Origin of the sequence: Hymenobacter sp. 5516J-16 (genome assembly GCF_022919335.1) — a bacterium.
Taxonomy (GTDB): domain Bacteria; phylum Bacteroidota; class Bacteroidia; order Cytophagales; family Hymenobacteraceae; genus Hymenobacter; species Hymenobacter sublimis.
In genome coordinates, this window is the sequence record NZ_CP095058.1 from 3,876,111 (window position 1) to 3,899,489 (window position 23,379).

Annotated in this window: 17 protein-coding genes and 1 pseudogene; 17 read left to right on the forward strand and 1 reads right to left on the reverse strand. The window is 60.7% G+C overall.

Annotated features, from left to right (window positions below):
- Nucleotides 1-226: 226 nt before the first annotated feature.
- The gene (locus MUN84_RS19180; protein ID WP_244695563.1) at nucleotides 227-1,255 is read right to left on the reverse strand and encodes a LacI family DNA-binding transcriptional regulator; all 1,029 of its coding nucleotides are present in this window, start codon (nucleotides 1,253-1,255) and stop codon (nucleotides 227-229) included.
- A 310-nt stretch (nucleotides 1,256-1,565) separates the two neighbouring features.
- Here MUN84_RS19180 and kduD point away from each other — a divergent pair, with 310 nt between their 5' ends.
- The 17 genes and pseudogenes from kduD (at nucleotide 1,566) to MUN84_RS19265 (ending at nucleotide 23,172) form a co-directional block, all read left to right on the forward strand.
- A complete protein-coding gene (gene kduD / locus MUN84_RS19185; protein ID WP_244695564.1) occupies nucleotides 1,566-2,336 on the forward strand; it encodes a 2-dehydro-3-deoxy-D-gluconate 5-dehydrogenase KduD in 771 nt (256 codons plus the stop codon).
- A 111-nt stretch (nucleotides 2,337-2,447) separates the two neighbouring features.
- Entirely contained in the window at nucleotides 2,448-3,278 is an 831-nt protein-coding gene (gene kduI, locus MUN84_RS19190) for a 5-dehydro-4-deoxy-D-glucuronate isomerase (RefSeq protein ID WP_244695565.1), read from the forward strand.
- 38 nt (nucleotides 3,279-3,316) lie between these two features.
- Entirely contained in the window at nucleotides 3,317-5,797 is a 2,481-nt protein-coding gene (locus MUN84_RS19195; RefSeq protein WP_244695566.1) for a SusC/RagA family TonB-linked outer membrane protein, read from the forward strand.
- An 8-nt stretch (nucleotides 5,798-5,805) separates the two neighbouring features.
- Nucleotides 5,806-6,567, forward strand: a complete 762-nt coding sequence (locus MUN84_RS19200; protein ID WP_244695567.1) for a hypothetical protein — start codon at nucleotides 5,806-5,808, stop codon at nucleotides 6,565-6,567.
- 33 nt (nucleotides 6,568-6,600) lie between these two features.
- A complete protein-coding gene (locus MUN84_RS19205) occupies nucleotides 6,601-8,451 on the forward strand; it encodes a RagB/SusD family nutrient uptake outer membrane protein (RefSeq protein WP_244695568.1) in 1,851 nt (616 codons plus the stop codon).
- A 105-nt stretch (nucleotides 8,452-8,556) separates the two neighbouring features.
- The gene (locus MUN84_RS19210) at nucleotides 8,557-8,889 is read left to right on the forward strand and encodes a cupin domain-containing protein (RefSeq protein WP_244695569.1); all 333 of its coding nucleotides are present in this window, start codon (nucleotides 8,557-8,559) and stop codon (nucleotides 8,887-8,889) included.
- Nucleotides 8,890-8,914: 25 nt separating this feature from the next.
- Nucleotides 8,915-9,334 (forward strand): pectinesterase family protein, encoded by a 420-nt coding sequence (locus MUN84_RS19215; protein WP_244695570.1) that lies wholly within the window; start codon nucleotides 8,915-8,917, stop codon nucleotides 9,332-9,334.
- A 59-nt stretch (nucleotides 9,335-9,393) separates the two neighbouring features.
- Entirely contained in the window at nucleotides 9,394-11,088 is a 1,695-nt protein-coding gene (pelA, locus tag MUN84_RS19220; protein ID WP_244695571.1) for a pectate lyase, read from the forward strand.
- A gap of 14 nt (nucleotides 11,089-11,102) precedes the next feature.
- The gene (locus MUN84_RS19225; protein WP_244695572.1) at nucleotides 11,103-12,626 is read left to right on the forward strand and encodes a tagaturonate reductase; all 1,524 of its coding nucleotides are present in this window, start codon (nucleotides 11,103-11,105) and stop codon (nucleotides 12,624-12,626) included.
- Nucleotides 12,627-12,746: 120 nt separating this feature from the next.
- Complete coding sequence (locus tag MUN84_RS19230; protein WP_244695573.1) at nucleotides 12,747-14,399, forward strand: UxaA family hydrolase; 1,653 nt, start codon at nucleotides 12,747-12,749, stop codon at nucleotides 14,397-14,399.
- 348 nt (nucleotides 14,400-14,747) lie between these two features.
- Entirely contained in the window at nucleotides 14,748-16,184 is a 1,437-nt protein-coding gene (gene uxaC, locus MUN84_RS19235) for a glucuronate isomerase (protein ID WP_244695574.1), read from the forward strand.
- Nucleotides 16,185-16,384: 200 nt separating this feature from the next.
- A complete protein-coding gene (locus MUN84_RS19240; protein WP_244695575.1) occupies nucleotides 16,385-17,395 on the forward strand; it encodes a sugar kinase in 1,011 nt (336 codons plus the stop codon).
- 131 nt (nucleotides 17,396-17,526) lie between these two features.
- Nucleotides 17,527-18,183, forward strand: a complete 657-nt coding sequence (locus MUN84_RS19245) for a bifunctional 4-hydroxy-2-oxoglutarate aldolase/2-dehydro-3-deoxy-phosphogluconate aldolase (protein ID WP_244695576.1) — start codon at nucleotides 17,527-17,529, stop codon at nucleotides 18,181-18,183.
- A 77-nt stretch (nucleotides 18,184-18,260) separates the two neighbouring features.
- Nucleotides 18,261-19,634 carry an MFS transporter gene (locus tag MUN84_RS19250; protein ID WP_244695577.1) on the forward strand — a complete coding sequence of 458 codons (1,374 nt, stop codon included), beginning with the start codon at nucleotides 18,261-18,263 and terminating at the stop codon, nucleotides 19,632-19,634.
- Between the two features lie 19 nt (nucleotides 19,635-19,653).
- Nucleotides 19,654-20,127: a nuclear transport factor 2 family protein gene (locus MUN84_RS19255; protein WP_244695578.1), complete on the forward strand. Its 474-nt coding sequence runs from the start codon at nucleotides 19,654-19,656 to the stop codon at nucleotides 20,125-20,127.
- 339 nt (nucleotides 20,128-20,466) lie between these two features.
- Nucleotides 20,467-21,506: pseudogene (gene fbp, locus MUN84_RS19260) on the forward strand (class 1 fructose-bisphosphatase).
- A 124-nt stretch (nucleotides 21,507-21,630) separates the two neighbouring features.
- The gene (locus tag MUN84_RS19265) at nucleotides 21,631-23,172 is read left to right on the forward strand and encodes an aldehyde dehydrogenase family protein (RefSeq protein WP_244695579.1); all 1,542 of its coding nucleotides are present in this window, start codon (nucleotides 21,631-21,633) and stop codon (nucleotides 23,170-23,172) included.
- Nucleotides 23,173-23,379: the final 207 nt, after the last annotated feature.

Genomic DNA, 23,379 nt, shown 5'->3' on the forward strand with positions numbered 1-23,379 from the left:
AGTGAGTGAGTGAGTGAGTGAGTGAGTGAGTGAGTGAGTTGTCATGGCGAGCGAAGCGCGGCCATCCTTCCTCTCTTGTGCCTGACACCTGATAATGTGACAAGCCCTTGACGTATGGTAGCGTCAAGGGCTTGTCTATTTACTAAGGGTAAGACTTCGTGAAGGACGAATGGCCGCATCGTGCCTCCTCGCCAGGACAGAACAGCAAACTCACTATTTCACCACCTCACAATTTCACCACTTCTACCATCGTGGAGCTGCGCACAATCAGCTCCGTGGGGATTTTTACGGTTTCAACGGGCAGGGCGCGGTGCTTACGCTCAATCTGGTCGATGAGGCGCTCGGCGGCTAGCTGCCCGATTTCCTGGGCCGGCTGCACCACCGTGCTTAGGGGCGGGGCCAGCAGATCGGCGACGTTGAGGTTGGTGAAGCCAATCAAGGACACATCCTCGGGAATGTGCAGGTTGCGTTGGCGCAGGGCCTGCAGGCAACCGACGGCCAGGCGGTCGGAGGCGGTGAAAAACGCGTCGGGTGGGGCGGGCAGGCGCATCAGGTCGTCGACCATGGGGCCTACCTCATCGGGGCCGAAGCTACCGTAGCGCATCAGGCTTTCGTCGAACTCCAGGCCGTACTTTTCCAGGGCGGCGCGGTAGCCGGCCAGGCGCTCCTGCGTGATGCTCAGCCAGGGCTGAATAGTCAGGTGGGCAATCCGCTTGCGGCCCGACTGAATCAGGTGCTCGGTGGCGGCAAAGGCTCCGCCGAAATTGTCGGCCACTACTTTGGTCACGTTCAACTCGGCCGAAACCCGGTCGAACAGAACCAGGGGCACATTCTTATCCAGTACTTCCTGCAAGTGCGCCACATTGGCGGTTTCGCTGGAAAGCGACATTAGCAACCCATCCACCTTCCTCGACATGGCCTGCTGCACGTTGGCAATTTCCCGCTCGTAGGATTCCTGGCTCTGAAAGATGATGACGTGGTAGCCCCGATTGTAGGCAATGGCCTCAATGCCATTAATGGCCTGGGAGAAAAAGTAGTTAGCAATTTGGGGCAGAATAACGCCAATAGCCCGGCTGGCGCTACCCTTCAAACTCAGGGCAATGGGGTTGGGGCGGTAGTTGAGGCGCTCGGCGCACTCCATTACTAGCCGCTTGGTTTCGGGGTTAATTTCATAGCTCCCCCGCAGCGCCCGGGATACCGTGGAGGTAGAAATGCCTAGCTCGCGGGCAATGTCTTTGATGGTAAAGGTTTCCACAGGTGTGAGCGGTAGGAAGATGGGAGTAGGAGAGTGGGCACTTACTTTTGTCCTAAAACCGAGGCTATTGTAGGAGGAACGCGCGGAGGCAGGTAAGCAGAATGTTGGGCCGAATAACGGCGGGAGAAGGCGGCTTTACCTGCCCTAGGCGATAGTTGGCAACGTTCCCGACATCGTTTGCGCAAATTATTAAGACCAGATACTTCCTTTTCGGAAAGGCATCTTTTAATCTTAATCATGCCGCCGGCCATCCGGCTGTTTCAAAAGTACACCGGATTTCTTCGAAAAGTTTACAAACATTCTCCTCTATATGTCGGGTCCCACTTCGTTCGATTTGTCTGGTAAGGTAGCGCTGGTAACGGGCTGCAACAAAGGCATCGGGCAGGCCATGGCGCTGGGACTGGCGGAAGCTGGGGCCGACATCATTGGCGTTTCGGCCTCCCTGGCCCGGAGCGGCAGCGAGACGGAGCAGCAAGTGCAGGCCCTGGGCCGGCAGTTCCGCGCCTACCAGGCCGACTTCAGCCAGCGCGAGCAGGTAGACGCCTTCCTGGCCCAGGTGCAGCAGGACTTCCCGCGCATCGACATTCTCATTAACAACGCCGGCACTATTCAGCGGGCCCCGGCCGCTGAGCACGCCGACGAGCTGTGGGACAACGTGCTGGCTATCAACCTGGATGCGCCCTTCCGTTTGGCCCGCGCCTTGGGCGGCCGGATGCTGGAGCAGGGTGGCGGCAAAATCATTTTTACGGCCTCGCTACTGACCTTCCAAGGCGGTATTAATGTGCCGGGCTACGCGGCCAGCAAGGGCGCTATTGGCTCGCTGGTAAAGGCCTTGGCCAACGAGTGGGCCGGCCGCGGGGTGAACGTGAATGCTATTGCTCCCGGCTACATCGCTACTGATAACACCCAGGCCCTGCGCCAGGACCCCGACCGCAGCCAGAGCATTCTGGGCCGCATTCCGGCCGGGCGCTGGGGCACCCCCGACGACTTCAAAGGCCCCACTGTTTTCCTGGCCTCTGCGGCCGCTGACTACATCCACGGCACCATCCTCACCGTCGATGGCGGCTGGATGGGCAGGTAAAGGTGAACTAGTGAGATGGTGAAATGATGAGTTGTCGTTCCAGCCGCCTCACTATTCCATCTCACCACTCACCATTTCACTACTCATCATCTCACCATTTCACCACTGAAAATGCGCCAGTACTACGCCATCGGGCCCCGCGAAACAGCTGCTATGTCCACCGCCGAGCTGCGCGAGAATTTCCTGCTGGAAAACCTATTTGTGCCCGGCGAAATTCAGCTAGTGTACACGCATTATGACCGCATGATCGTGGGCGGTGTAGTACCCACCGCTGAGCCGATTGCGCTACCCTGTCCCGAGAACCTGAAGGCCGAGTTTTTCCTGCAGCGCCGGGAGCTGGGCGTGCTGAATACCGGGGCCGCCGGCACCGTGACTGTGGATGGCACCGCCTACGAGCTGGGCCGCCAGGACTGCCTGTACGTGGGCAAGGATGCCCGCGAGGTAATCTTCGCCAGCCAGGACGCCAGCCAGCCGGCTAAGTTTTACCTGCTCTCCACGCCCGCGCACGCCGCCTACCCCACTGCCCGCCTCACCCAGGCCGAAGCCACGCCGGTAACCCTGGGCGCCCTGGAAACGGCCAATCAACGCACCATTTATAAGTACATCTACAACGAGGGCATTCAGAGCTGCCAGCTGGTGATGGGCCTCACCCAACTCCACCCCGGCAGCGTGTGGAACACCATGCCGGCCCACACCCACGACCGGCGCATGGAGGCCTACCTCTACTTCGATTTGCCGGAGGGCCAGCGCGTGCTCCACCTCATGGGCCAGCCCCAGGAAACCCGCCACCTGTGGGTAGGCGAGGGGCAGGCCATCCTTTCCCCGCCCTGGTCCATTCACTCGGGCTGCGGCACCGCCGGCTACACCTTCATCTGGGGCATGGGCGGCGAAAACCAAGAATACACCGACATGGACCCCGCGCCCATTACCGATTTGCGCTAACTGGCGCTACATCCCACATAATTCCCACACTCTACGTCATGAAAAGAAATCTACTGTTGCTGACTCCGCTGCTAGCGGCGGCGGCACCGGCCTGGGCGCAGCAGCAGCGCGTGCAGGGCGTCGTTAAGTCGGAAAAGGGCGAGGCCCTGCCGGGTGTAACGGTAGTCGTGAAAGGCACCACGGCCGGCGCTTCTACCGACGGGGAAGGCCGCTTCAGCCTGAACGTGCCGGCCAATGCTACCCTGCGCTTCAGCTACATCGGCTTCCTGCCTTTTGAGGTGGCCGTAGGTAGCCGCACTGAGGTAAGCGTGACCTTGAAAGAGGACAGCCAGACCCTGGATGACGTAGTAGTAATCGGCTACCAGGCCGTGCAGCGCCGCGACGTAACGGGTTCGGTGTCGTCAGTAAGCGCCCAGCAGATCAAAGATATTCCGGTAAACTCCGCTGCTGAAGCCCTGACGGGCCGCTTGGCCGGCGTGCAGCTGACTTCCTCGGAGGGCACGCCCGGCAACCTCGATGTGCGGGTGCGGGTGCGGGGCGGCGGCTCCATCACCCAGGACAACTCCCCGCTCTACGTGGTGGATGGCATCCAGATTGAAAACGCCCTGTCCGTTATTGCGCCCCAGGATATTGCCTCCGTTGACGTGCTAAAGGACGCTTCCGCCACGGCCATCTACGGGGCCCGCGGTGCCAACGGGGTAGTGATTATTACGACCAAAAAAGGCATCGAGGGCAAAACGGTTATCAGCTACAATGGCTTCGCTGGCTTCCGCCGCATTGCCAAGAAGCTGGACGTGCTGGGCCCGGCCGACTACCTCGACTACCAGTTTGAACGCTCCCAGCAGGTAGGCGCTACCGGCAGCGGCAGCCTGGAAACCTACCGCCGCCTGTTCGGCAGCTCCAACTACCTCAGCGACACCTTGTCGCGGGCCCGCAACTCACCCTTCCTGGACTGGCAGGACGAGGCTTTCGGGCGCGACGCCTTCCAGCAAACTCACAACCTCTCGGTGTCGGGTGGGGTGAAAGGCACCACGTATGCCCTGAGCCTGACCCGCAACGACGAAGACGGCATTCAGCGCGGTTCGGGCTTTGTCCGCAACCTGGTGAACTTCCGTTTCGACACCAAGCCCACGGATAAGCTGCGCATCGGCCTGAACATGCGCTTCAACGACCAGGAAGTGAACGGAGCCGGCACTTCTACCACCGGCTCGAACACCACCTCCCGCTTGCGCAATGCCGTGCAGTACCTGCCGCTATCGGTGCCGCGTAGCACGGGCGTTCTGCTCGACCCCAACGCCTTCGACCCCGACTTCTTCACGACGTCTTCGCTGGTAAACCCCATTGTGGCCATCGACAGCGAGTTCCGGGAGGACAAGCGCCGCACCTTCAACGTGGGCGCCAATGCCGACCTGACCCTGGCCAAAGGCCTGGTGTTCCGGACCACGGCGGGTTTTGACATCACGAATGCCGACCTAAGCACCTTCAACGGCCGTAATTCGCCTACCCTGCGCCAGCCGGCCGGTGGCTACAACGAGCTGCCATTTGCTACCATCACCACCACCAACCAGTCGACGATTAATAACTCGAACGTGCTGGATTACAGCTTCACCAAAGGCAAGCACGCGGTGGGCCTGCTGGTGGGTGAAGAGGTGTATCAGCAGCGCAACAAGCTGCAGTACATCCAAACCAACTACCTACCCCTGGATATTACCGCCGAGCGGGCCTGGGCCAACATCAACCAGGGCGTACTACCCACCGGCGTTACGGCCCAGCCCGTGCTGCCCCGCACCGATATTCCGCAGAACTTCCGGTTGCTCTCGGGCTTTGGTCGCCTCACCTACTCCTTCGACGATAAGTACCTGTTTACGGGCACGTTCCGGGCCGATGGCTCCTCCAAGTTCAGGGAAGGCAACCGTTGGGGCTTCTTCCCCGGCGCTTCGGCGGCGTGGCGTATTTCCAAGGAAAACTTCTTCACGGGAGTACCGGCCGTATCGGACCTGAAGCTGCGCCTGAGCTACGGCCAGGCCGGCAACAACCGCATCGGCGACTTCCTCTATGACCAGCTCTTTACTGCTGGTAGTGCGCCTTACTTCCTCAACCACGCCCAGGTGCTGGGTTCTTCGGCTACCACGCTGGGCAATGAGCGGTTGAAGTGGGAAGTAACCACTTCCCGCGACCTGGGCGTTGACCTGGCCCTGTGGGACAACCGCGTGCAGTTCACCGGCGACGTGTACTACAACACGACCACCGACCTGCTTATTAACGTGCCTATCCCACCCTTCTTGGGCTACCTCAGCCAGCTCCAGAACGTAGGCAAAACCTCGAACAAGGGCATTGAGCTTCAGCTAACGGGTACCATTTTCAACAAGCCTAACTTTACTTGGACGGCCACCGCCAACGCCTCCATGAACCGCGGCCGCATTGAAAGCCTGGGCGGCGACTTGCAGGAAATTACCCGATCAACTCGGGTTGGGCCGGCTCCAACTTTGCCTCCGCCGCCGATTTCAAGGCGCAGGTAGGGCGTCCGGTGGGCGAGATGTACGGCTACGTGACGGACGGTTTCTACACGGCCGACGACTTTGAGGGCTACAATGCAGCTACCAACCTCTGGATTCCCAAGCAAGGCCTGCTACCCTCGGGTACGGCGGTGGGGCAGGTGGCCCAGCCCGGCGTTATCAAGCTGAAGGACCTTAACAAGGATGGCGTGGTGAATGACCTAGACCAGACCATTATTGGTAATGCCAACCCGAAGGTAACGGGCGGCCTCAACCAGCAGTTCACCTTTAAGAACTTCGATGCCAGCATCTTCCTGAACTTCGTGCTGGGCAACGATGTGTACAACGCCAACAAGATTGAGTTCACCTCGAACACGCCCAACACAGTGTACAGCAACGTGCTGGGCATTATGGAGGACCGCTACCGCACCATCAACGCCGATGGTAGCCGGATTACGGATATCAACACCCTGCGCGAGGTAAACCGGAATGCTACCATCTGGACGCCTACCCAGCGCTACTTCCTGCACTCCTGGGCCGTGGAAAGCGGCTCGTTCCTGCGCGTGAACAACGTAACGTTTGGCTATTCCTTGCCCAAACCCCTGATTCAGCGCGTGAAGCTAACCCAGGCTCGTTTCTACGTGACCCTGAACAACGCGTACACCTTCACCAAGTACACCGGCTACGACCCCGAGGTGAACACCCGCCGCTCCTCGCCGCTCACGCCCGGCGTTGATTACGCCGCCTACCCGCGCAGCCGCGCCTTCTTGTTCGGCGTGAATCTGGCCCTGTAACCTTCCCACCCACTGCTTTTCGACATTTTGCATATGAAATCCATCTTCCCCTTCCGGACTGCCGTGGCTGCCGTGGCGCTGGCCGGAACCGCCGGGCTGGTATCCTCCTGCAAAGACTTTCTGGATGTAGAGCCCGTAGCGCTGAACACCACTTCCTACGTGTTCAGCACGGTGGCCGGCGCTACCACGGCCGTTATCGGAGCCTACGACCCGCTCTCGGGCGACAATGGCTACGGACAGCGCATCAGCCTATACTACTCCGTGGATACCGATGAAATGATTGGCTCACCGGGCGCCCCCGACGGGCAGCGCCGCAGCATTGCCCGCTACAAAGCCCAGTCTACCAACACCGAAATTACCAACCCCTGGAACCAACTGTACCAGGGCGTGGAACGCGCCAACATCTGCATTCAGCAGATTCCGCAGATGGCGCTTTATACCAGCGGCCCGGCCGCTGATACGGCCGCTTTGCACCGCCTGCACGGCGAGGCCCTGACCCTGCGGGCCCAGTATTACTTCGAGCTGATTCGCAACTGGGGCGACGTGCCGGCGCAGTTTACGCCTTCGGTATCGGGTCAGAACTTCAACCTGCCCAACGCCGACCGCAACGAAACCCTCACCCGCCTGATTGCCGATCTGGCCCAAGCCCAAAAGCTCGTGCCCTGGCGCTCAGCCGCCGGCACGGCCAACGAGCGAATCACCAAAGGCGCCGTGAAGGCCCTGCGGGCCCGCCTGGCCCTGTACCGCGGTGGCTATGCGCCGAAGGACAACCAGATGGTGCGCCCCGCCGACTACCAGGAGTACTACCGCATTGCTCGCCAGGAGTGCGCTGAGTTGATGGCCAAGCCCACCGAGCATCGCCTCAACCCGAGCTTCCTGGAAGTTTTCAAAAGCATTAATGAGCAGCGCGCCGAGGCCGCCAATGAAATCATGTTCCAGGTAGGAGCCGGTGGCTCTAACTCGGTATCTGATAGTAAGTTGGGTTACTACAATGGCCCCCGCCTGCAGAACGCCAATAGTGCCTACGGCTCCAGCCAGGGTGCTATGGTCATTGCGCCTACCTACTTCTACGCCTTCGACTCGACGGACACCCGCCTGCCGGTAACCATTGCCCCCTACGGCATGGCCAGCACCAGCACCTTCTTCTCGGGCGTGGCCCTGAACGTGGTGGCCGATGGCAAATTCCGCCGCGACTGGCACATTCCGCTCGTGACGGGTTCCAGCAACTACCTAGGCTACAACTGGCCGCTCATTCGCTTCTCGGATGTGGTGCTAATGTTTGCCGAAACCGAAAACGAGCTGAACGGTCCTACCCAGGCGGCTAAAGATGCCCTGCTGCAAGTACGCACCCGGGCCTTCGGCACCGCCGCCAAGGCTATGGCTGGGCTGAACATGGGCTCCAAAGAAGCGCTGTTCAACGCCATCGTGAATGAGCGTTACCTGGAGTTTGGGGGCGAAGGCATCCGTAAGTACGATTTGATTCGGTGGAACCTGTTTGCTACCCGCATGAACGAGGTGAAGGCCGACATTGAGAAGCTGGCCAGAGCCCAGGCTCCGTACCAGAACGTGCCCCAGTACATGTACTTCCGCACGCCCGCCGCTGGCCCGGTGCAGTGGACTCGTTCGTTCTATCGCCCTTCGCCCGCTAATGCTACGGCCCCAACCGGGACGGTACGCGTGAACTGGCGCCAGGCCCTTGATGCCGCCTATTTGGCTAACCTGCGGCCCGCCGGTACCTCTTACACCCTGGGCACCACTACCGCCTCCAGCACCGGCGCTGGCCTGGCCGCTGAGTACGTACCCGGCCAGGGCAGAGAACTGCTCCCGATTCCGCAGAGCACTCTGGCTTCTGACCCCGCCCTTAAGCAAAACTTCGGCTACTAACCGGTGAAAGGTGGAGTTGTGACATGGTTCTGTATTGCCTTTCTGGGTAACGGCCTGGCTACCTAATCCTGCACAACTCCACCTCTTGCAACTACACAACTTGGCATGCTAAACCCCGCCTTTCCTACCACTGCACGTCCTGCCTGGCTCACGGTGGGGCCCGGCGTGCAGCGCCAGATCCTGGCCTATGGGCCCGAACTGATGCTGGTGAAAGTGGCCTTTGAAGCGGGCGGAATTGGGGCGCGCCACCACCACGTGCACTCCCAGATTACCTACGTGGAAAGCGGCGTGTTCCGGTGCACGGTAGGGGAGGAGGAGCGGGTGCTACGGGCCGGCGACACGTTTTACGCCGCCCCCAACGTGTGGCACGGCGTGGAGTGCCTGGAAGCGGGCGTGCTGCTCGATTCCTTCAGCCCCATGCGGGAAGATTTTGTGTAACCGGAGGCGGCTTGTGCCCTGCACTATGAAACGACTACTGACAATACTGTTCCTGCTGGCGGGGGTTGGGGAAATGGGAATCTTATCGGCCCGGGCCCAGCAGGTAACGGTGTCGGCGGATGGTTCGGGAAATTTCCGGACCATCCAAGCCGCCATTAATAGCCTGCCCAACGAGGCAACCAAGCCGCGCACGGTGTACATCAAGAATGGCACCTACCGCGAAAAGGTCTTTCTCGATGGCAAGCGAAATATCATCCTTAAGGGCCAGAGCGAAAAGGGCGTGGTCCTGACCTCGGCCCAGGCCCGCGACGCCTGGCGCTGCGACCCAGTAGCGGGCCAGGATGACTGGGGCGTGGCGACACTGAACCTGCGCAACTCCCCCGACATCACCCTAGAAAACCTCACGGTCATCAACAGCTACGGCTTTGATGCCCCGGGGAGGTAGTAATCGACTGCCCCACGGAGCCCAGCGGCAAGAAAACCATCAGCAAAACCGGCCACCAGATGGCCCTACGCACCATGCCCGGCACCACGCGCCTGGTGGTAAAGCACTGCACCTTCCGGGCCCTGGGCGGCGACACCGTCAGCCCCTGGGATGTGGACGCGGGCCTGTACTACTTCAAGGACTGTACCCTGGAAGGCGGCGTGGATTTCTACTGTCCCCGCGGCTGGGCCTACGCCGAAAATTGCCGCTTCATCTGCCACAACCCCAACGCCGCCATCTGGCACGACGGCTCCAGCGACGAGGACTCCAAAACGGTGCTCAAGAACTGCTCTTTCGAGGGAGATGCTGGCTTCAAGCTGGGGCGCTTCCACCGCGAGGCCCAGTTTTACTTGGTGAACTGCACGTTCGCGCAGAACATGGCTGATGCCGACATCTATTGGGCTCAGTCGGGGCCCGGAGCCAAGCAGTGGGGCCGCCGCGTGTACTACCACAACAACCACCGCAAAGGCGGCGACTACGTCTGGTTCAGCAACAACCTCAGCTCGGCCAAAAACGCCCCGAAAGCCCGCAACATCAACGCCGACTGGACTTTTGGCGGGCGCTGGTACCCGAAGTCGGGCCGGCCGGCCACGGTGCCGCTGAAGCCCTCCAACCTCGGCGGCCCCGACAAGTACTCGACGGCGCCCAAGCCAGCAGCCAAATCCGCAGATGCTACGGCCACGGCTTCGGTCGGCGGTGCTACCCCCGTTGCCGCCGTGAAGGTTGATTCGGTGGCGGAACGCATGATGCTGTATCAGCGCACGGTAGGCGGCTGGCCCAAGATGGTGAACAACATCAAGGTGAAGTACGACCACCCGATGACGGTAGCCGAAGAAGCGGCCACCCGCGACGATGCCGGCCGCAACGACGCCACCATCGACAACGAGGCAACCACCCGCGAGATTCGCTACCTGGCCGGCGCCTACAAAGCCACCGGCAACGCGGCCTACAAAGCCGCCGCCGAAAAAGGCATCCGCTACCTGCTCCGCATGCAGCAGCGCACCGGCGGTTTCCCGCAGTACTACCCCGATTCCAGCAGCTACCGCCACTACATCACCTACAACGACAACGCCATGGTGCGGGCCCTGCAGGTGCTCCGCGACGTGAGCCGCCGCACCAATGGCCTGGACGTAGTTGATGCCAGTCTGGTGGAGCCCGCTACCCAGGCCGTGGCCCGCGGCATTGCCTGCATCCTGAAAACCCAGTACGTGCAGAAGGGCAAGCTCACGGCCTGGTGCGCCCAGCATGACGAGAAAACCTTTCAGCCCGTAAAAGCCCGCGCCTTTGAGCTGCCCTCCCTGAGCGGCATGGAAACCGTGTACATCGTGCAGTTTCTGATGGACACTGAAAATCCTACCCCCGCTATCAAGAAAAGCGTGGATGCGGCCGTCGCCTGGCTCGACGCGGTGAAAATCACGGGCTACACCATTAAGGACCAGCCCGACCCCAAACAGCCCAAGGGCTTCGACCGGGTGATTCTGCCCGAAGCCGGCGCTACCATCTGGGCCCGCTTCTACGACCTGCAAACCAACCAGCCCATCTACGTCGGCCGCGACTCCAAGCCCCGGCCCAAGCTCTCCGACATCGAATACGAGCGTCGCACCGGCTACGCGTATGCCGGCGTGTGGCCCGCCAAACTGCTCAGCCGCGACTACCCCCGCTGGCAGCAGAAACTCAATAGCAACGCTACGCCCGCCCCGGGCAGCAAACCATAATAACGGTCCTGACCATGCCGCACTTATCCCAACAACTGGTTTCCCAGGCGCCCCCGGCAACCGTGGCGTTGCCCTCGCCCGCCCTGCTGGAACTCCCCGAAAAAGTCCTCCAATTTGGTACCGGCGTGCTGCTGCGCGGCCTGCCCGACTACCTCATCGATAAAGCCAACCGCCAGGGCATCTTCAACGGCCGCATTGTGGTGGTGAAGAGCACCGACGGCGGCGACATCGACGCCTTCACCCGCCAGGACGGCCTCTACACCCTCGGCATTCGGGGTATTGAAGACGGCCGCGAGGTAGCGGAAAACGTGGTGTGCTCGGCCATCAGCCGGGTGCTGTCGGCCAAAAGCCAGTGGGCCGACATTGTGGCCTGCGCCGCCAACCCGGAGCTGACGGTGGTTATTTCGAACACCACGGAAGTAGGCATTCAACTCGTGTCCGACGACATCAGCCAGAGCCCGCCCCAGTCGTTTCCCGGCAAGCTGCTGGCGTTTCTGCTGGCCCGCTACCAGGCGTTCAACGGCGCCAAGGACAAGGGCCTCGTGATTGTGCCCACCGAGCTGATTCCCGACAACGGCACCAAGCTTGAAGCCATTCTGCTGGAGCAGGCCCACCGCAACAACCTCGACGCGGAGTTCATCGACTGGCTGGAAACGGCCAACCAGGTATGCAACTCCCTGGTGGACCGTATTGTGCCCGGCCGCCCCGACCGGGCCACGCAAGCAGCGCTGGAAGCCGAGCTGGGCTACGCGGACGAGCTGCTGACCATGTCGGAAGTGTACACGCTGTGGGCCATTGAGGGCGACGCGCGGGTAAAGGAAATCCTGAGTTTCGAGCGGGCCGACGCCGGCGTTATCGTCCAGCCCGACATCAACCTGTTCCGGGAATTGAAGCTGCGCCTGCTTAATGGTACCCACACCCTGAGCTGCGGCCTGGCCTTTCTGGCGGGTTTCCCGACGGTGCGCGAGGCCATGGACGACGCCAACCTGGCCGGCTTCATTCACAACCTGATGCTGGCCGATCTGCTGCCCGGCATTCCTTACCCCGTGGATGAAAAAATGGGCCAGCGCTTCGGCATGCAGGTGCTGGACCGGTTCCGCAACCCCTCCATTGAGCACAAGTGGCTGTCGATTTCGATGAACTACACGGCCAAGATGCAGATGCGCAACGTGCCCACGCTGCTGCACTACTACCAGAAGCTGCACGCCGTACCGCACTACATGGCCCTGGGCTTTGCCGCCTACCTGCTCTTCATGCGGGCAACCCGGCAGGAGGGAGGCAAGTGCTACGGCGAGCTGAACGGCCAAGCCTATGAAATTCAGGACGAAAAAGCCGGCTATTTCGCCGACCTCTGGGCCCGGCTGGGGCCCGCCGACCTTGTCCGCACCGTGTTGCACAACCAGGCGCTTTGGGGCCACGACCTCTCGGCCCTGCCCGGCTTCGCGGAGTGCGTCACGCGCTACCTCTCAACCCTGCTCGAACACGGTGCCCGCGCTACCGTAGCCCACGCCCTGAACCGGGAATTAGCGGTTAGCTAAGGTAGAGACGCGACACTTCGCGTCTCGTCGTTGAACGGTAAGCTTGGATGACACCGTTGAATAGCGCAGCCGATGAGACGCGAAGTGTCGCGTCTCTACCTGTTCTAAATACTCTGAACCATGAAACACCTGGTAGCCAAAATTCACCCCGACGATAACGTGCTCGTGGCCCTCACGGACCTGCCCATCGGCACGCCCGTCACCTGGGACGGCACCACCGTCACGACTACCGATAAGATTCCGGCCAAGCACAAGCTGGCCCTGCAGTTCCTGGCTCCCGGCGACCCGGTGCACATGTACGGGGTGCTGGTGGGCACGGCCCGCGAGGCCATTGGGGTAGGCGGCCTGCTGACCACCAGCAACATCAAGCACGCCACCGACAGCTACGACGAGCACCACCAGCGCCGCCAGGACTGGCAGGCCCCCGACGTAACCAAGTGGCAGGAGCGCACCTTTATGGGTTTCCACCGCCCCGATGGCCAGGTGGGCACGGCCAACTACTGGCTGGTAATTCCGCTGGTGTTCTGCGAAAATCGCAACATTCAGGTGCTGGAAGAAGCCCTGGTGAATGACCTGGGCTACGCCCGCCGCAAAAGCTACCAGCCCCAAACCCAGGAGCTGATTTCGCTGCTGCAGGCCGGTAAGTCGGTAGAGGAAATTCTGGCCACGGACCTGCATTCGGCGGAAAATGGCCACCAGAAGCCCCGGCTGTTCCCCAACGTGGATGGCATCCGGTTCCTGAGCCATGAGGGCGGCTGCGGCGGTATCCGTCAGGATGCCCAAACCCTGTGCGGGCTGCTGGCCGGCTACATCACCCATCCCAACGTAGCCGGTGCTACGGTCTTGAGCCTGGGCTGCCAGAATGCGCAGGTGAGCATGCTGCAGGACGAAATCAATAAGCGCAGCCCCAACTTCCAGAAGCCGCTTTACATCCTGGAGCAGCAGAAAATTGGCACCGAGGAAGCCCTGGTGAGTACCGCCCTGCGCCAGACGTTTGCCGGCCTGATGATGGCCAATCAGGTAACCCGCCAGCCGGCCCCGCTCAGCAAGCTGTGCATTGGGCTGGAGTGCGGCGGCTCCGATGGCTTCTCGGGTATTTCGGCCAATCCGGCCGTGGGCCACGTCTCGGATTTGCTGGTGGCTCTGGGCGGCTCGGTTATCCTAGCGGAGTTCCCGGAGCTGTGCGGGGTAGAGCAGGAGTTGGTAGACCGCTCCGTGGACACCGCCACGGCTGAACGCTTCAGCTCCCTGATGAAAGCCTACGGCGACTCCGCCGTGGCCGTGGGTTCCGGCTTCGACATGAACCCCTCGCCCGGCAACATCCGCGACGGGCTGATTACTGACGCCATGAAATCGGCCGGGGCGGCCCGCAAGGGCGGTTCCTCGCCGGTAGTAGCCGTGCTCGACTACCCCGAGCTGGTCACCAAACCCGGCCTGAACTTACTCTGCACCCCCGGCAACGATGTGGAATCGACGACGGCGGAAGTAGGCTCGGGCGCTACCGTGGTGCTGTTTACCACGGGCCTGGGCACGCCCACCGGCAACCCCATTGCCCCGGTGGTGAAGATTTCCAGCAACACGGCCCTGGCCCGGCGCATGCCCGACATCATCGACCTGAACACCGGCACCGTCATCGACGGCGAAGAAACCATTGAGCAAGCTGGTGAGCGTATTCTCGACTACGTCATCCGCGTGGCCAGCGGGGAAGAGGTAGCCGCCGTGCGCCACGGCCAAACCGATTTCATCCCCTGGAAACGCGGCGTTTCGCTGTAAACCAGACCGTAGGACGGAACCCCATAACCCAGAACGTCATGCAGAGCGCAGCGAAGCATCTTGCGTGCTGATACCAGAACGACTGTAGAGACGCGACACTTCGCGTCTCGGCGTCAGAACAACTAGGACCGCGCTCCTTAAACAACCTCAGCAACGACGAGACGCGAAGTTTCGCGTCTATACAGCCAGGCAATTACCCCAACCTACTCCTTGCCGACCGGCATCGTTTGCGTAGAAAAACTTGTCTGCTGCCGCCAAAAACGGTCTGTTCTGGTTCCAGTCCGAATACCTTTACCTATCCCGCCACCCACTATTCTGCGGGTACCGCCCACTTCATTCGAGTTGACTATGAAGCCCTTTCTCAACGACGATTTTCTGCTGCAAACGGCCACGGCCAGCACGCTCTACCACGAGTATGCCAAGCAGATGCCCATCATCGACTACCACAACCACTTGCTGCCCGACCAGATTTCGGAGGACAAGCAGTTCGAGAATATCACCCAGATCTGGCTTTACGGCGACCATTATAAGTGGCGCGCCATGCGGGCCAACGGCATTCCGGAACGCTACATCACTGGCGACGCTTCCGACTGGGAGAAGTTTGAGAAATGGGCCGAAACCGTGCCCCAAACCGTGCGCAACCCGCTCTACCACTGGACCCACCTGGAGCTACAGCGCTACTTCGGCATCACGGAGCTGCTGAATAAAGAAAGCGCCCGCCGCATCTTCGACCAGTGCAATGAGAAGCTGCAGACGCCTGAGTACTCAGTGCGCAACCTTCTGCGCCGCATGAACGTGGAAACCCTCTGCACCACCGACGACCCGGCCGACTCCCTGGAGCACCACCGCGCCATCCGGGAAAGCGGCTTTGAGGTGCAGGTGCTACCCACCTTCCGCCCCGACAAGGCCATGACCCCGGAAGACGCGGCTGCCTACAACGCCTACCTCGACAAGCTGGGCCAATCGGCGGCCGTGGACATTCAGACCTTCCAGGACCTGGAAACGGCCCTGCGCCTGCGCCACGACTACTTCGCGGCCTTAGGTTGCCGCTTATCGGACCACGGCTTGGAGCAGATTTACGCCGCTGACTACACCGACGCCGAAATCAGCGCCATCTTCGCCAAGGTGCGGGGAGGAGAGACGCTAGGTGAGCAGGAAGTGCTGAAATTTAAATCGGCCATGCTGGTGCTGCTGGCCGAAATGGACTGGGAGAAAGGCTGGACCCAGCAGTTCCACCTCGGCGCCCTGCGCAACAACAACTCCCGCATGCTGCGCGAACTGGGCCCCGACACCGGCTGGGACTCCATCGGCGACTTTGCCCAGGGCCGCGCCCTGTCCAGCTTCCTCAACCGCCTCGACGGGCAGGACAAGCTGGCCAAAACCATCATCTACAACTTGAACCCCGCCGACAACGAGCTGATTGCTACCATGATTGGTAACTTCAACGATGGCTCCGTGGCCGGCAAGGTGCAGTTCGGCTCGGGCTGGTGGTTCCTGGATCAGAAGGACGGCATGGAAAAGCAGATCAACGCCTTAAGCAACATGGGCCTGCTGAGCCGTTTCGTGGGCATGCTCACCGATTCCCGCTCCTTCCTGTCTTACCCCCGCCACGAGTATTTCCGCCGCGTGCTCTGCAACCTCTTCGGCACCGACGTGGAAAATGGCGAACTGCCCGCAGATATGGAGCTGCTGGGCGGCATCATCCAGAACATCTGCTACGGTAACGCCAAGGAGTACTTCGGCTTCGCCACGGTAGCCCAGCCGATTGAAACGGCAGTAGTCTAGTTCTGAAAGTCATTAGCGCGCGTCCTGCTGGCGCAGGAAGCATCTCGCTTGTTGAGGCTAGAACGATATAGAGACGCGACACTTCGCGTCTCGAATTCAGAACGACCTGTAACGTACGGTCATAACAACATCAGCAACGGGAAGACGCAAAGTGTTGCGTCTCTACATCCTGCAACGACTCAACCCCCTCGTTCCTTTCCATGAAGCAAGTTGTCACCTTTGGTGAAATCATGATGCGGTTGTCGCCGCCGTTGAACTACCGGTTGTCGCAGGCCAGCTCCCTGGAAATTACCTACGGCGGCGGGGATGCTAACGTGGCGGCGGCCCTGGCTTACTTGGGTGTGCCGGCGGCGCACGCGGGCTGCTTTCCGGATAATGCCGTGGGGCGGGCCGCGGCCCAGCAGTTTCAACACCACGGCGTAGACATGCGCCACTGCGTGTTTCAGGGCCAGCGCCTGGGCCTGTACTTCCTGGAAGTGGGCGCCTCTCTGCGGGCCAGCCGCATTGTCTACGACCGGTACGATTCGGCGTTTGCCAACCTGCAACCGGAGTGGTTTAACTGGGACGAGATTTTCAGCAACGCCCAGCTTTTCCACTGGACTGGTATCACGCCCGCCATATCCGCCACGGCGGCGCAGGCTACGAAGGAAGCCATTGCGGCCGCCCGGCGGCTGGGCCTCACTGTGTCGGCCGACGTGAATTACCGCCGCAACCTGTGGCAGTACGGGCAGCGCGCTCAGGATGTGATGCCTGACCTAGTAGCTGGCTGCGACCTGGTGGTGTGCACCGAAGGCGACGCCGAAGACCTGTTTGGTATCAAGGCCGAAGCCGGAGCCGAGAACAGCTTCGTGTCGATGAGCCAACAGCTGATCCGGCGCTTCCCCCAGATTCAGCAGGTTATTGCTACCCGCCGCGAAACGCAAAGCGCCTCCCACGAGCGAATTAAGGGCATTGCCTTCAGCGGCGGCCAGTACCACGAAACCGAGTTCTTCGACATCAACCCGGTAGTAGACCGCATTGGCGGGGGCGACTCCTTCATTTCGGGCTTTATCTACGGGCAACTGAATTACCCTACTCTGCAAGAGGCCCTGACGTTTGCCACGGCCGCTTCCGCCCTCAAGCACACTATTCACGGCGACATCAACCTGGTGACAGCCGCCGAAGTGGAGCACATCGTCGCCGGCAATACGTCGGGTCGCTTGCTCCGGTAGGAGGGAAAGAACGTCATGCTGAGCGCAGTCGAAGCATCTCTACTGCTTCATTGCAATGATATATGATTAGCCAGCGGTAGAGATGCTTCGACAAGCTCAGCATGACAACAAACAACGATTAACGTAAAACCATGTCCCGATTCTCTTCCGCCGCTGCTTTGGAAACCGTGCTGCGCTACCCCGTGGTGCCGGTGTTTTACCACGCCGATGCGGCCTATACCAAGCGCATCCTGCAAGCCTGCTACGCGGGTGGGCTACGCGTGTTTGAGTTTACCAACCGCGGCGCCAACGCCTTTGAGGTGTTTCAGGAGCTGGTTCCGTTCGTGCAGGAAAGCTGCCCCGATATGCTGCTGGGTATCGGCACGATTTACACGGCGGCGGATGCCGAGCGGTTCATCCAGGCCGGGGTCGATTTCGTGGTGCAGCCCTGCCTGACGGCGGAAGTAGCCGAAGTGTGCCGTCAGCACAACACGCCCTGGCTGCCCGGCACCATGACCATATCAGAAGTCTACCAGGCTACCCAGCTCGGGGCGGCCATCGTCAAGATTTTTCCTGGCAACGTGCTGGGCCCCGGTTTCATCAAGAGCCTGCGCGGGCCCATGCCCACGGTGCCGCTGATGGTGACGGGCGGGGTAGAGCCCACCGAAGACAGTCTGCGCGAATGGTTTACGGCCGGCGTGAACGTGGTAGGCATGGGCTCCCAACTCTTCAAAAACGCCGATGACACCGAGGCCCTGAGCCGGCAGATTGCCAGTCTGCTCACCTTCGTCGATACACTGAAAAAGTAAGATTTCCCGCCTTGCTTTTGCCTTCGGGCGCCCGTTGCCTTCCCTAGAGTATCTCCCACCGAATTCCCTCGAACTCGATGATACAAACCTCACCCGCCACCCCGGCCGCTTCCACGGCTACGCCTGGGGCCACCGGCATGGGCAAGTACCGCTGGACCATCTGCGCCCTGGTGTTTTTTGCTACTACGGTCAACTACCTCGACCGCGCGGTTATTTCCCTGCTCAAGCCCTACCTCGAAACCGAGTTTCACTGGAACGCCGGCGACTACGCCAACATCGAAATTGCCTTCAAGCTGGCGTATTCCTTCGGGATGCTGGGGGTAGGGCGCATCATCGATAAGCTGGGTACGAAAATCGGCTACGCGCTTTCCACATTCCTGTGGAGCATTGCCGCCATTGGGCACGCCTTCGTGAGCAGCACCTTTGGCTTTAGCGTGGCGCGGGCGTTTCTGGGTGTAACCGAAGCCGGTAACTTCCCCGCCGCCATCAAAACTACCGCCGAGTGGTTTCCGCAGAAAGAGCGGGCCCTGGCTACGGGCATTTTTAACTCGGGCTCCAACGTGGGCGCCATCATTGCCCCGCTAACGGTGCCTTTGATTGCCGAAACCATCGGCTGGAAATGGGCCTTTATCATCACCGGGGCCATGGGCTTCGTCTGGCTGGCCCTGTGGTTCTGGCTGTACGAAGTGCCCGCTCGCCACGCCAAGCTTACCCAAGCCGAGTTCGACTACATTCACAGCGACGTGGACGATTTGGCCGCCGCTTCTATAGAGACCCAGCCCAAAGTTTCCTGGTTTAAGCTCCTCACGTTTCGCCAGACCTGGGGCTTCGTGCTGGGCAAGTTCCTGACCGACCCAGTATGGTGGTTCTACCTGTTCTGGCTGCCCGACTTCCTCAACAAGCAGTACGGCCTGAAGGGTACCGACGTGGCCCTGCCCGTCGCCATGGTGTACATGCTCTCAAGCGTGGGGAGCGTAGGGGGCGGCTGGATTCCCTTGAACTTTATCCGCAAGGGCTGGGCGCCGTTCCGGGCCCGCAAAACCAGCATGCTACTGATTGCCCTGTGCGTGTTCCCGATTGTATTTGCCCAGCAGCTCGGGCAGATTAATATGTGGCTGGCGGTGCTGGTCATCGGCATTGCCGCCGCGGCCCACCAGGCCTGGAGCGCCAACATCTTCACCACCGTATCAGACATGTTCCCGAAGCGGGCGGTGGCTTCCGTAACCGGCATTGGCGGCATGGCCGGCGGCTTGGGCGGCATTCTGCTCTCGGCCCTGGTGCAGAAGCGCATGTTCGTGTACTACGAAAGCATCGGGCAGCTGGATAAGGCCTACTTCATCATGTTCCTGATCTGCGGTGGAGCCTACCTGCTGGCCTGGGTGCTCATGCACTTCCTGGCCCCCACCATGAAGCAAATCAACCTGGATGAACCTGCCGCGGCATCCCACTAACCTCTTGACTTTCTGCGCTATGAAAAAAATGCATGTGCTGCTCGTGCTGCTGTGGCTGGCCCTGCCTGTTCTCACCTTTGCCCAGTCGAAAAAGGACCTGGCGGCGGCCAAGGAGGTAGAGGCCCTGGAGCGCCAGCGCTTCGAGGCTCAGGTGAAAAAGGACTACGCCGTGCTGGAAAAAGTCTTCGCGGATGACCTGGTGTACACCCACTCCAACGGCAAGCAGAACAACAAGCAGGAGTACATCCAGAGCATTCGGGACGGCAAAAGCCAGTACGACAAGATTGACGTGGAAGCCTTGAACGTGCGCGCCTACAACGACGGTAAAGCCGCCGTAGTCAACGGCACTATCACCATCACCCTCCCCAACAAGCCCGACGGATCCCCCAATCTGGCCTACCTCAAATACGTGGTGGTGCAAGTCAAGAACCCGAAAAAAGGCTGGCAGGTAGTGCTCTGGCAAAGCCAGAAACAGCCCGAAGCCAAAAGCTAGGGTAGGGAGGTGTAGAGGCCCATCTTTGCGTCCCAATCCTTGGACAACTCCGGCTGTCATTCCGAGCGGAGCGAGGAATCTGGGTTAGCCTCTAGTAGTACACCCAGATTCCTCGCTCCGCTCGGAATGACAAACCACGCAACATCAGCTGACGAGCGAGGCACGAAGCCGCGTCTCTATAGCGGCTTAACGGTACGCAGTCAGGCTTTTATTCCTTCATCATTCAGCTTACCCCACCAGACTTCGCGGCGGCTTTTCCAAGGCACAAGGGCTTTCCATCCTTCCTGCTTTTGCATAGAAACGGCGTAGGCTGCGGGGCCTTCTGCACCCCTATCGCCCATGAATATTTCTACTGAAAACACGATTGCTCAGCCAGTTGGCACTACCCTGGAGCGCTACATCATGCGCAAGCAGGCCGAGTTTCGGTTTGCCACCGGCGAGCTGAGTCAGCTGCTGCGCGACATTGCCTTGGCCGGCAAAATTGTGAACCGGGAAGTAAACCGGGCGGGCCTGACCACCATCATTGGCAGCATGGGTCAGCAGAACGTGCAGGGCGAGGCCCAGCAGAAGCTCGATGTGGAAGCCAACATCCGCTTTATCCGGGCCCTGACCAACGGGGGCGAGGCCTGCGCCGTGCTCAGCGAGGAAGAGGACGACATCATCCATACCGGCAACGCCCAGGGCAAGTACGTAGTGGCCATTGACCCCCTAGATGGCTCCTCCAACATCGACGTGAACATCAGCATTGGCACCATTTTCAGCATCTACCGGCGCGTGTCGAAGGTAGGGGAGGCGGCCACCCGGGAGGACTTTTTGCAGGGCGGTCGGCGGCAGGTGGCGGCCGGCTACATTTTGTACGGCTCCAGCACTATGCTGGTGTACACCACCGGCCACGGAGTAGCCGGCTTTACCTACGAAAACTCCCTGGGCGAATTCTTTCTTTCCCATCCCAATATTACCATCCCGACCTCTGGCACGGTGTTCAGCTGCAACGAAGGGTACTGGTTCGACTACCCCAGTACGTGCGCGACTACCTGACCCAGTGCAAGCGCGAGGGCCAGAGCGGCCGCTACGTGGGCTCGTTGGTGGCTGACTACCACCGCAACTTGCTCACCGGGGGCATTTATCTGTACCCGCCCACCGGCAAGAACCCCAATGGGAAGCTGCGGGTGCTGTACGAGGCTTTCCCGCTGGCCTTCCTGATTGAGCAAGCCGGCGGCCGCGCCGAGTCGGGTACGGGGTCCATCCTGGATATTGTAGCTACGGAGTTTCACCAGCGTACGCCCTTGTTTGTGGGCTCGCCGGCTTTGGTAGAAAGGTTGTTGGGCGAGACGGAGGTAGTACCAAAGGAAGAAAGCGTAGAACAAAATCACGCCTAATCTGCTTACTTAGCCCGGCCGGCTCCGTATGGCCGTAACCGTGTGCCTGCTGGTCGCGAGCCGGTACTTTGTCTGTGTGCAACGCCTTCCTCACGGGTAGTTGCCATCCTACTCTTTCCCAACCATGCCTAAAATCGTTTCCCCTCAGGTGGAGTTCAGCTTTCTGCTGCAACAAACCAACACCGTAACTCCCGAAATCTTCGCGCAGGATGGCGCCGGCTTCCTGAATCTGCTGGAAGGCCGCTGGCAGGAGCCAGGCAAGCCCCGTCCGTTCACTTCGCCCGTCGATGGCTCCGAAATTGGCTCCCTGCCTATGCTCGACCACGCTACCGCCCTGCGCGCCGTGGTAGCCGCCAAGCAAGAAGCCACCGCCTGGGCCGCCACTGACCTGGATGAGCGCAAGCGGCGCGTACAGGACTGCCTCGACCAGCTCCGCCCGCAAGTTGACCTGATTGGCAAGCTGCTGATCTGGGAAATCGGCAAAACCTTTAAGCTGGGCTTCACCGACATCGACCGCGCCATTGACGGCGTGCAGTGGTACGTGGACAACATTGAGGGCATGCTGGGCCAGCGCAAGCCCCTGGGCCTGGTCAGCAACATTGCCTCCTGGAACTACCCCATGTCGGTGCTGCTGCACGCGGTGCTGGTGCAAGCGCTCTGCGGCAACTCGGTTATTGCCAAAACGCCTACCGATGGGGGCTTCATTTCCCTGAGCCTGGCCTTCGCCATTGCCCGCCGCTGCGGCCTGCCCGTCACGCTGGTGAGCGGCTCGGGCGGGGAGTTGAGCGACGTGCTGGTCAAGCACGAGGCCGTGGATTGCCTGAGCTTTGTGGGCGGACGCTACAACGGCCGCAACATTGCCGACGCCCTCAGCCAAGAGCACAAGCGCTACATGCTGGAAATGGAAGGCGTGAACACCTACGGCATCTGGAACTACAGTGACTGGACCAGCCTGGCCGATCAGCTTAAAAAGGGCTACGACTACGGCAAGCAGCGCTGCACGGCCTACGTGCGCTTCGTGGTGGAGCGCCGCCTGTTCCCGCAGTTCCTGGAAACCTACTGGGAAGCCATCCGCAGCCTGAAAGTAGGCAACCCCACCCTCGTGGACTCGCCCGACGACAAGCTGCCCGATCTGGCCTTCGGCCCAGTTATCAATAAAAATCAGGCTGAAGACCTGGACCGCCTCTACGCCGACGCGCTAAAAACCGGCGCTACCCCCATCTACGAGGGCAAGCTCGACGAAAGCCTGTTCCTACCCGGCCAGGATATGTCGGCCTACCGCGCCCCGCGGGCCCTGGTGAACCTGCCCCGCCAGAGCGAGCTGTACTTCAAGGAGCCCTTCGGCCCCATCGACAGCATCGTGCTGGTAGATAGGGTAGAGGAGCTGGTAGGCGAGATGAACATCTCGAACGGGGCCCTGGTAGCCGCCGTGGCCTCCGACGACCAGAAGTGGGCCGCCCGCACCGCCAAAGAAGTACGCGCCTTCAAAGTGGGCCTGAACAAGCTCCGCTCCCGCGGCGACCGGGAAGAGGTATTCGGCGGCCTGGGCGAATCATGGAAAGGTGCCTTCGTGGGCGGGGCCCTGCTGGTAGAAGCCGTAACCCAGGGCGACAAAGCCATTCTGGGCAACTTCGAGGATGCTACTCTGCTGCCGGAGAAAATCTAAATCGGCTTATCAGCTTGGCTGACCTTCCATAAAAACAAGCCCTTTCTGCTAGGTAGAAAGGGCTTGTGCTTTTTACTTTCTGGATGAAACCTGCACTTGTTTTTCTAGCAGCCCTAAGCCTGCTGCTCGCTACCCCCGCCGCCGCGCAAAAGGCCTACAACGTCATCGACTGGAAAGCCCCGGCCACACTCAGTACCTACCTGCTGC

What these genes read in the sequence shown, in the direction of transcription:
- kduD (WP_244695564.1), top strand. Translation starts at nt 1,566, where the DNA reads ATGTCGGGTCCCACTTCGTTCGATTTGTCTGGTAAGGTAGCGCTGGTA.
- kduI (WP_244695565.1), top strand. Translation starts at nt 2,448, where the DNA reads ATGCGCCAGTACTACGCCATCGGGCCCCGCGAAACAGCTGCTATGTCC.
- MUN84_RS19195 (WP_244695566.1), top strand. Translation starts at nt 3,317, where the DNA reads ATGAAAAGAAATCTACTGTTGCTGACTCCGCTGCTAGCGGCGGCGGCA.
- MUN84_RS19205 (WP_244695568.1), top strand. Translation starts at nt 6,601, where the DNA reads ATGAAATCCATCTTCCCCTTCCGGACTGCCGTGGCTGCCGTGGCGCTG.
- MUN84_RS19210 (WP_244695569.1), top strand. Translation starts at nt 8,557, where the DNA reads ATGCTAAACCCCGCCTTTCCTACCACTGCACGTCCTGCCTGGCTCACG.
- MUN84_RS19215 (WP_244695570.1), top strand. Translation starts at nt 8,915, where the DNA reads ATGAAACGACTACTGACAATACTGTTCCTGCTGGCGGGGGTTGGGGAA.
- pelA (WP_244695571.1), top strand. Translation starts at nt 9,394, where the DNA reads ATGGCCCTACGCACCATGCCCGGCACCACGCGCCTGGTGGTAAAGCAC.
- MUN84_RS19225 (WP_244695572.1), top strand. Translation starts at nt 11,103, where the DNA reads ATGCCGCACTTATCCCAACAACTGGTTTCCCAGGCGCCCCCGGCAACC.
- MUN84_RS19230 (WP_244695573.1), top strand. Translation starts at nt 12,747, where the DNA reads ATGAAACACCTGGTAGCCAAAATTCACCCCGACGATAACGTGCTCGTG.
- uxaC (WP_244695574.1), top strand. Translation starts at nt 14,748, where the DNA reads ATGAAGCCCTTTCTCAACGACGATTTTCTGCTGCAAACGGCCACGGCC.
- MUN84_RS19240 (WP_244695575.1), top strand. Translation starts at nt 16,385, where the DNA reads ATGAAGCAAGTTGTCACCTTTGGTGAAATCATGATGCGGTTGTCGCCG.
- MUN84_RS19245 (WP_244695576.1), top strand. Translation starts at nt 17,527, where the DNA reads ATGTCCCGATTCTCTTCCGCCGCTGCTTTGGAAACCGTGCTGCGCTAC.
- MUN84_RS19250 (WP_244695577.1), top strand. Translation starts at nt 18,261, where the DNA reads ATGATACAAACCTCACCCGCCACCCCGGCCGCTTCCACGGCTACGCCT.
- MUN84_RS19255 (WP_244695578.1), top strand. Translation starts at nt 19,654, where the DNA reads ATGAAAAAAATGCATGTGCTGCTCGTGCTGCTGTGGCTGGCCCTGCCT.
- MUN84_RS19265 (WP_244695579.1), top strand. Translation starts at nt 21,631, where the DNA reads ATGCCTAAAATCGTTTCCCCTCAGGTGGAGTTCAGCTTTCTGCTGCAA.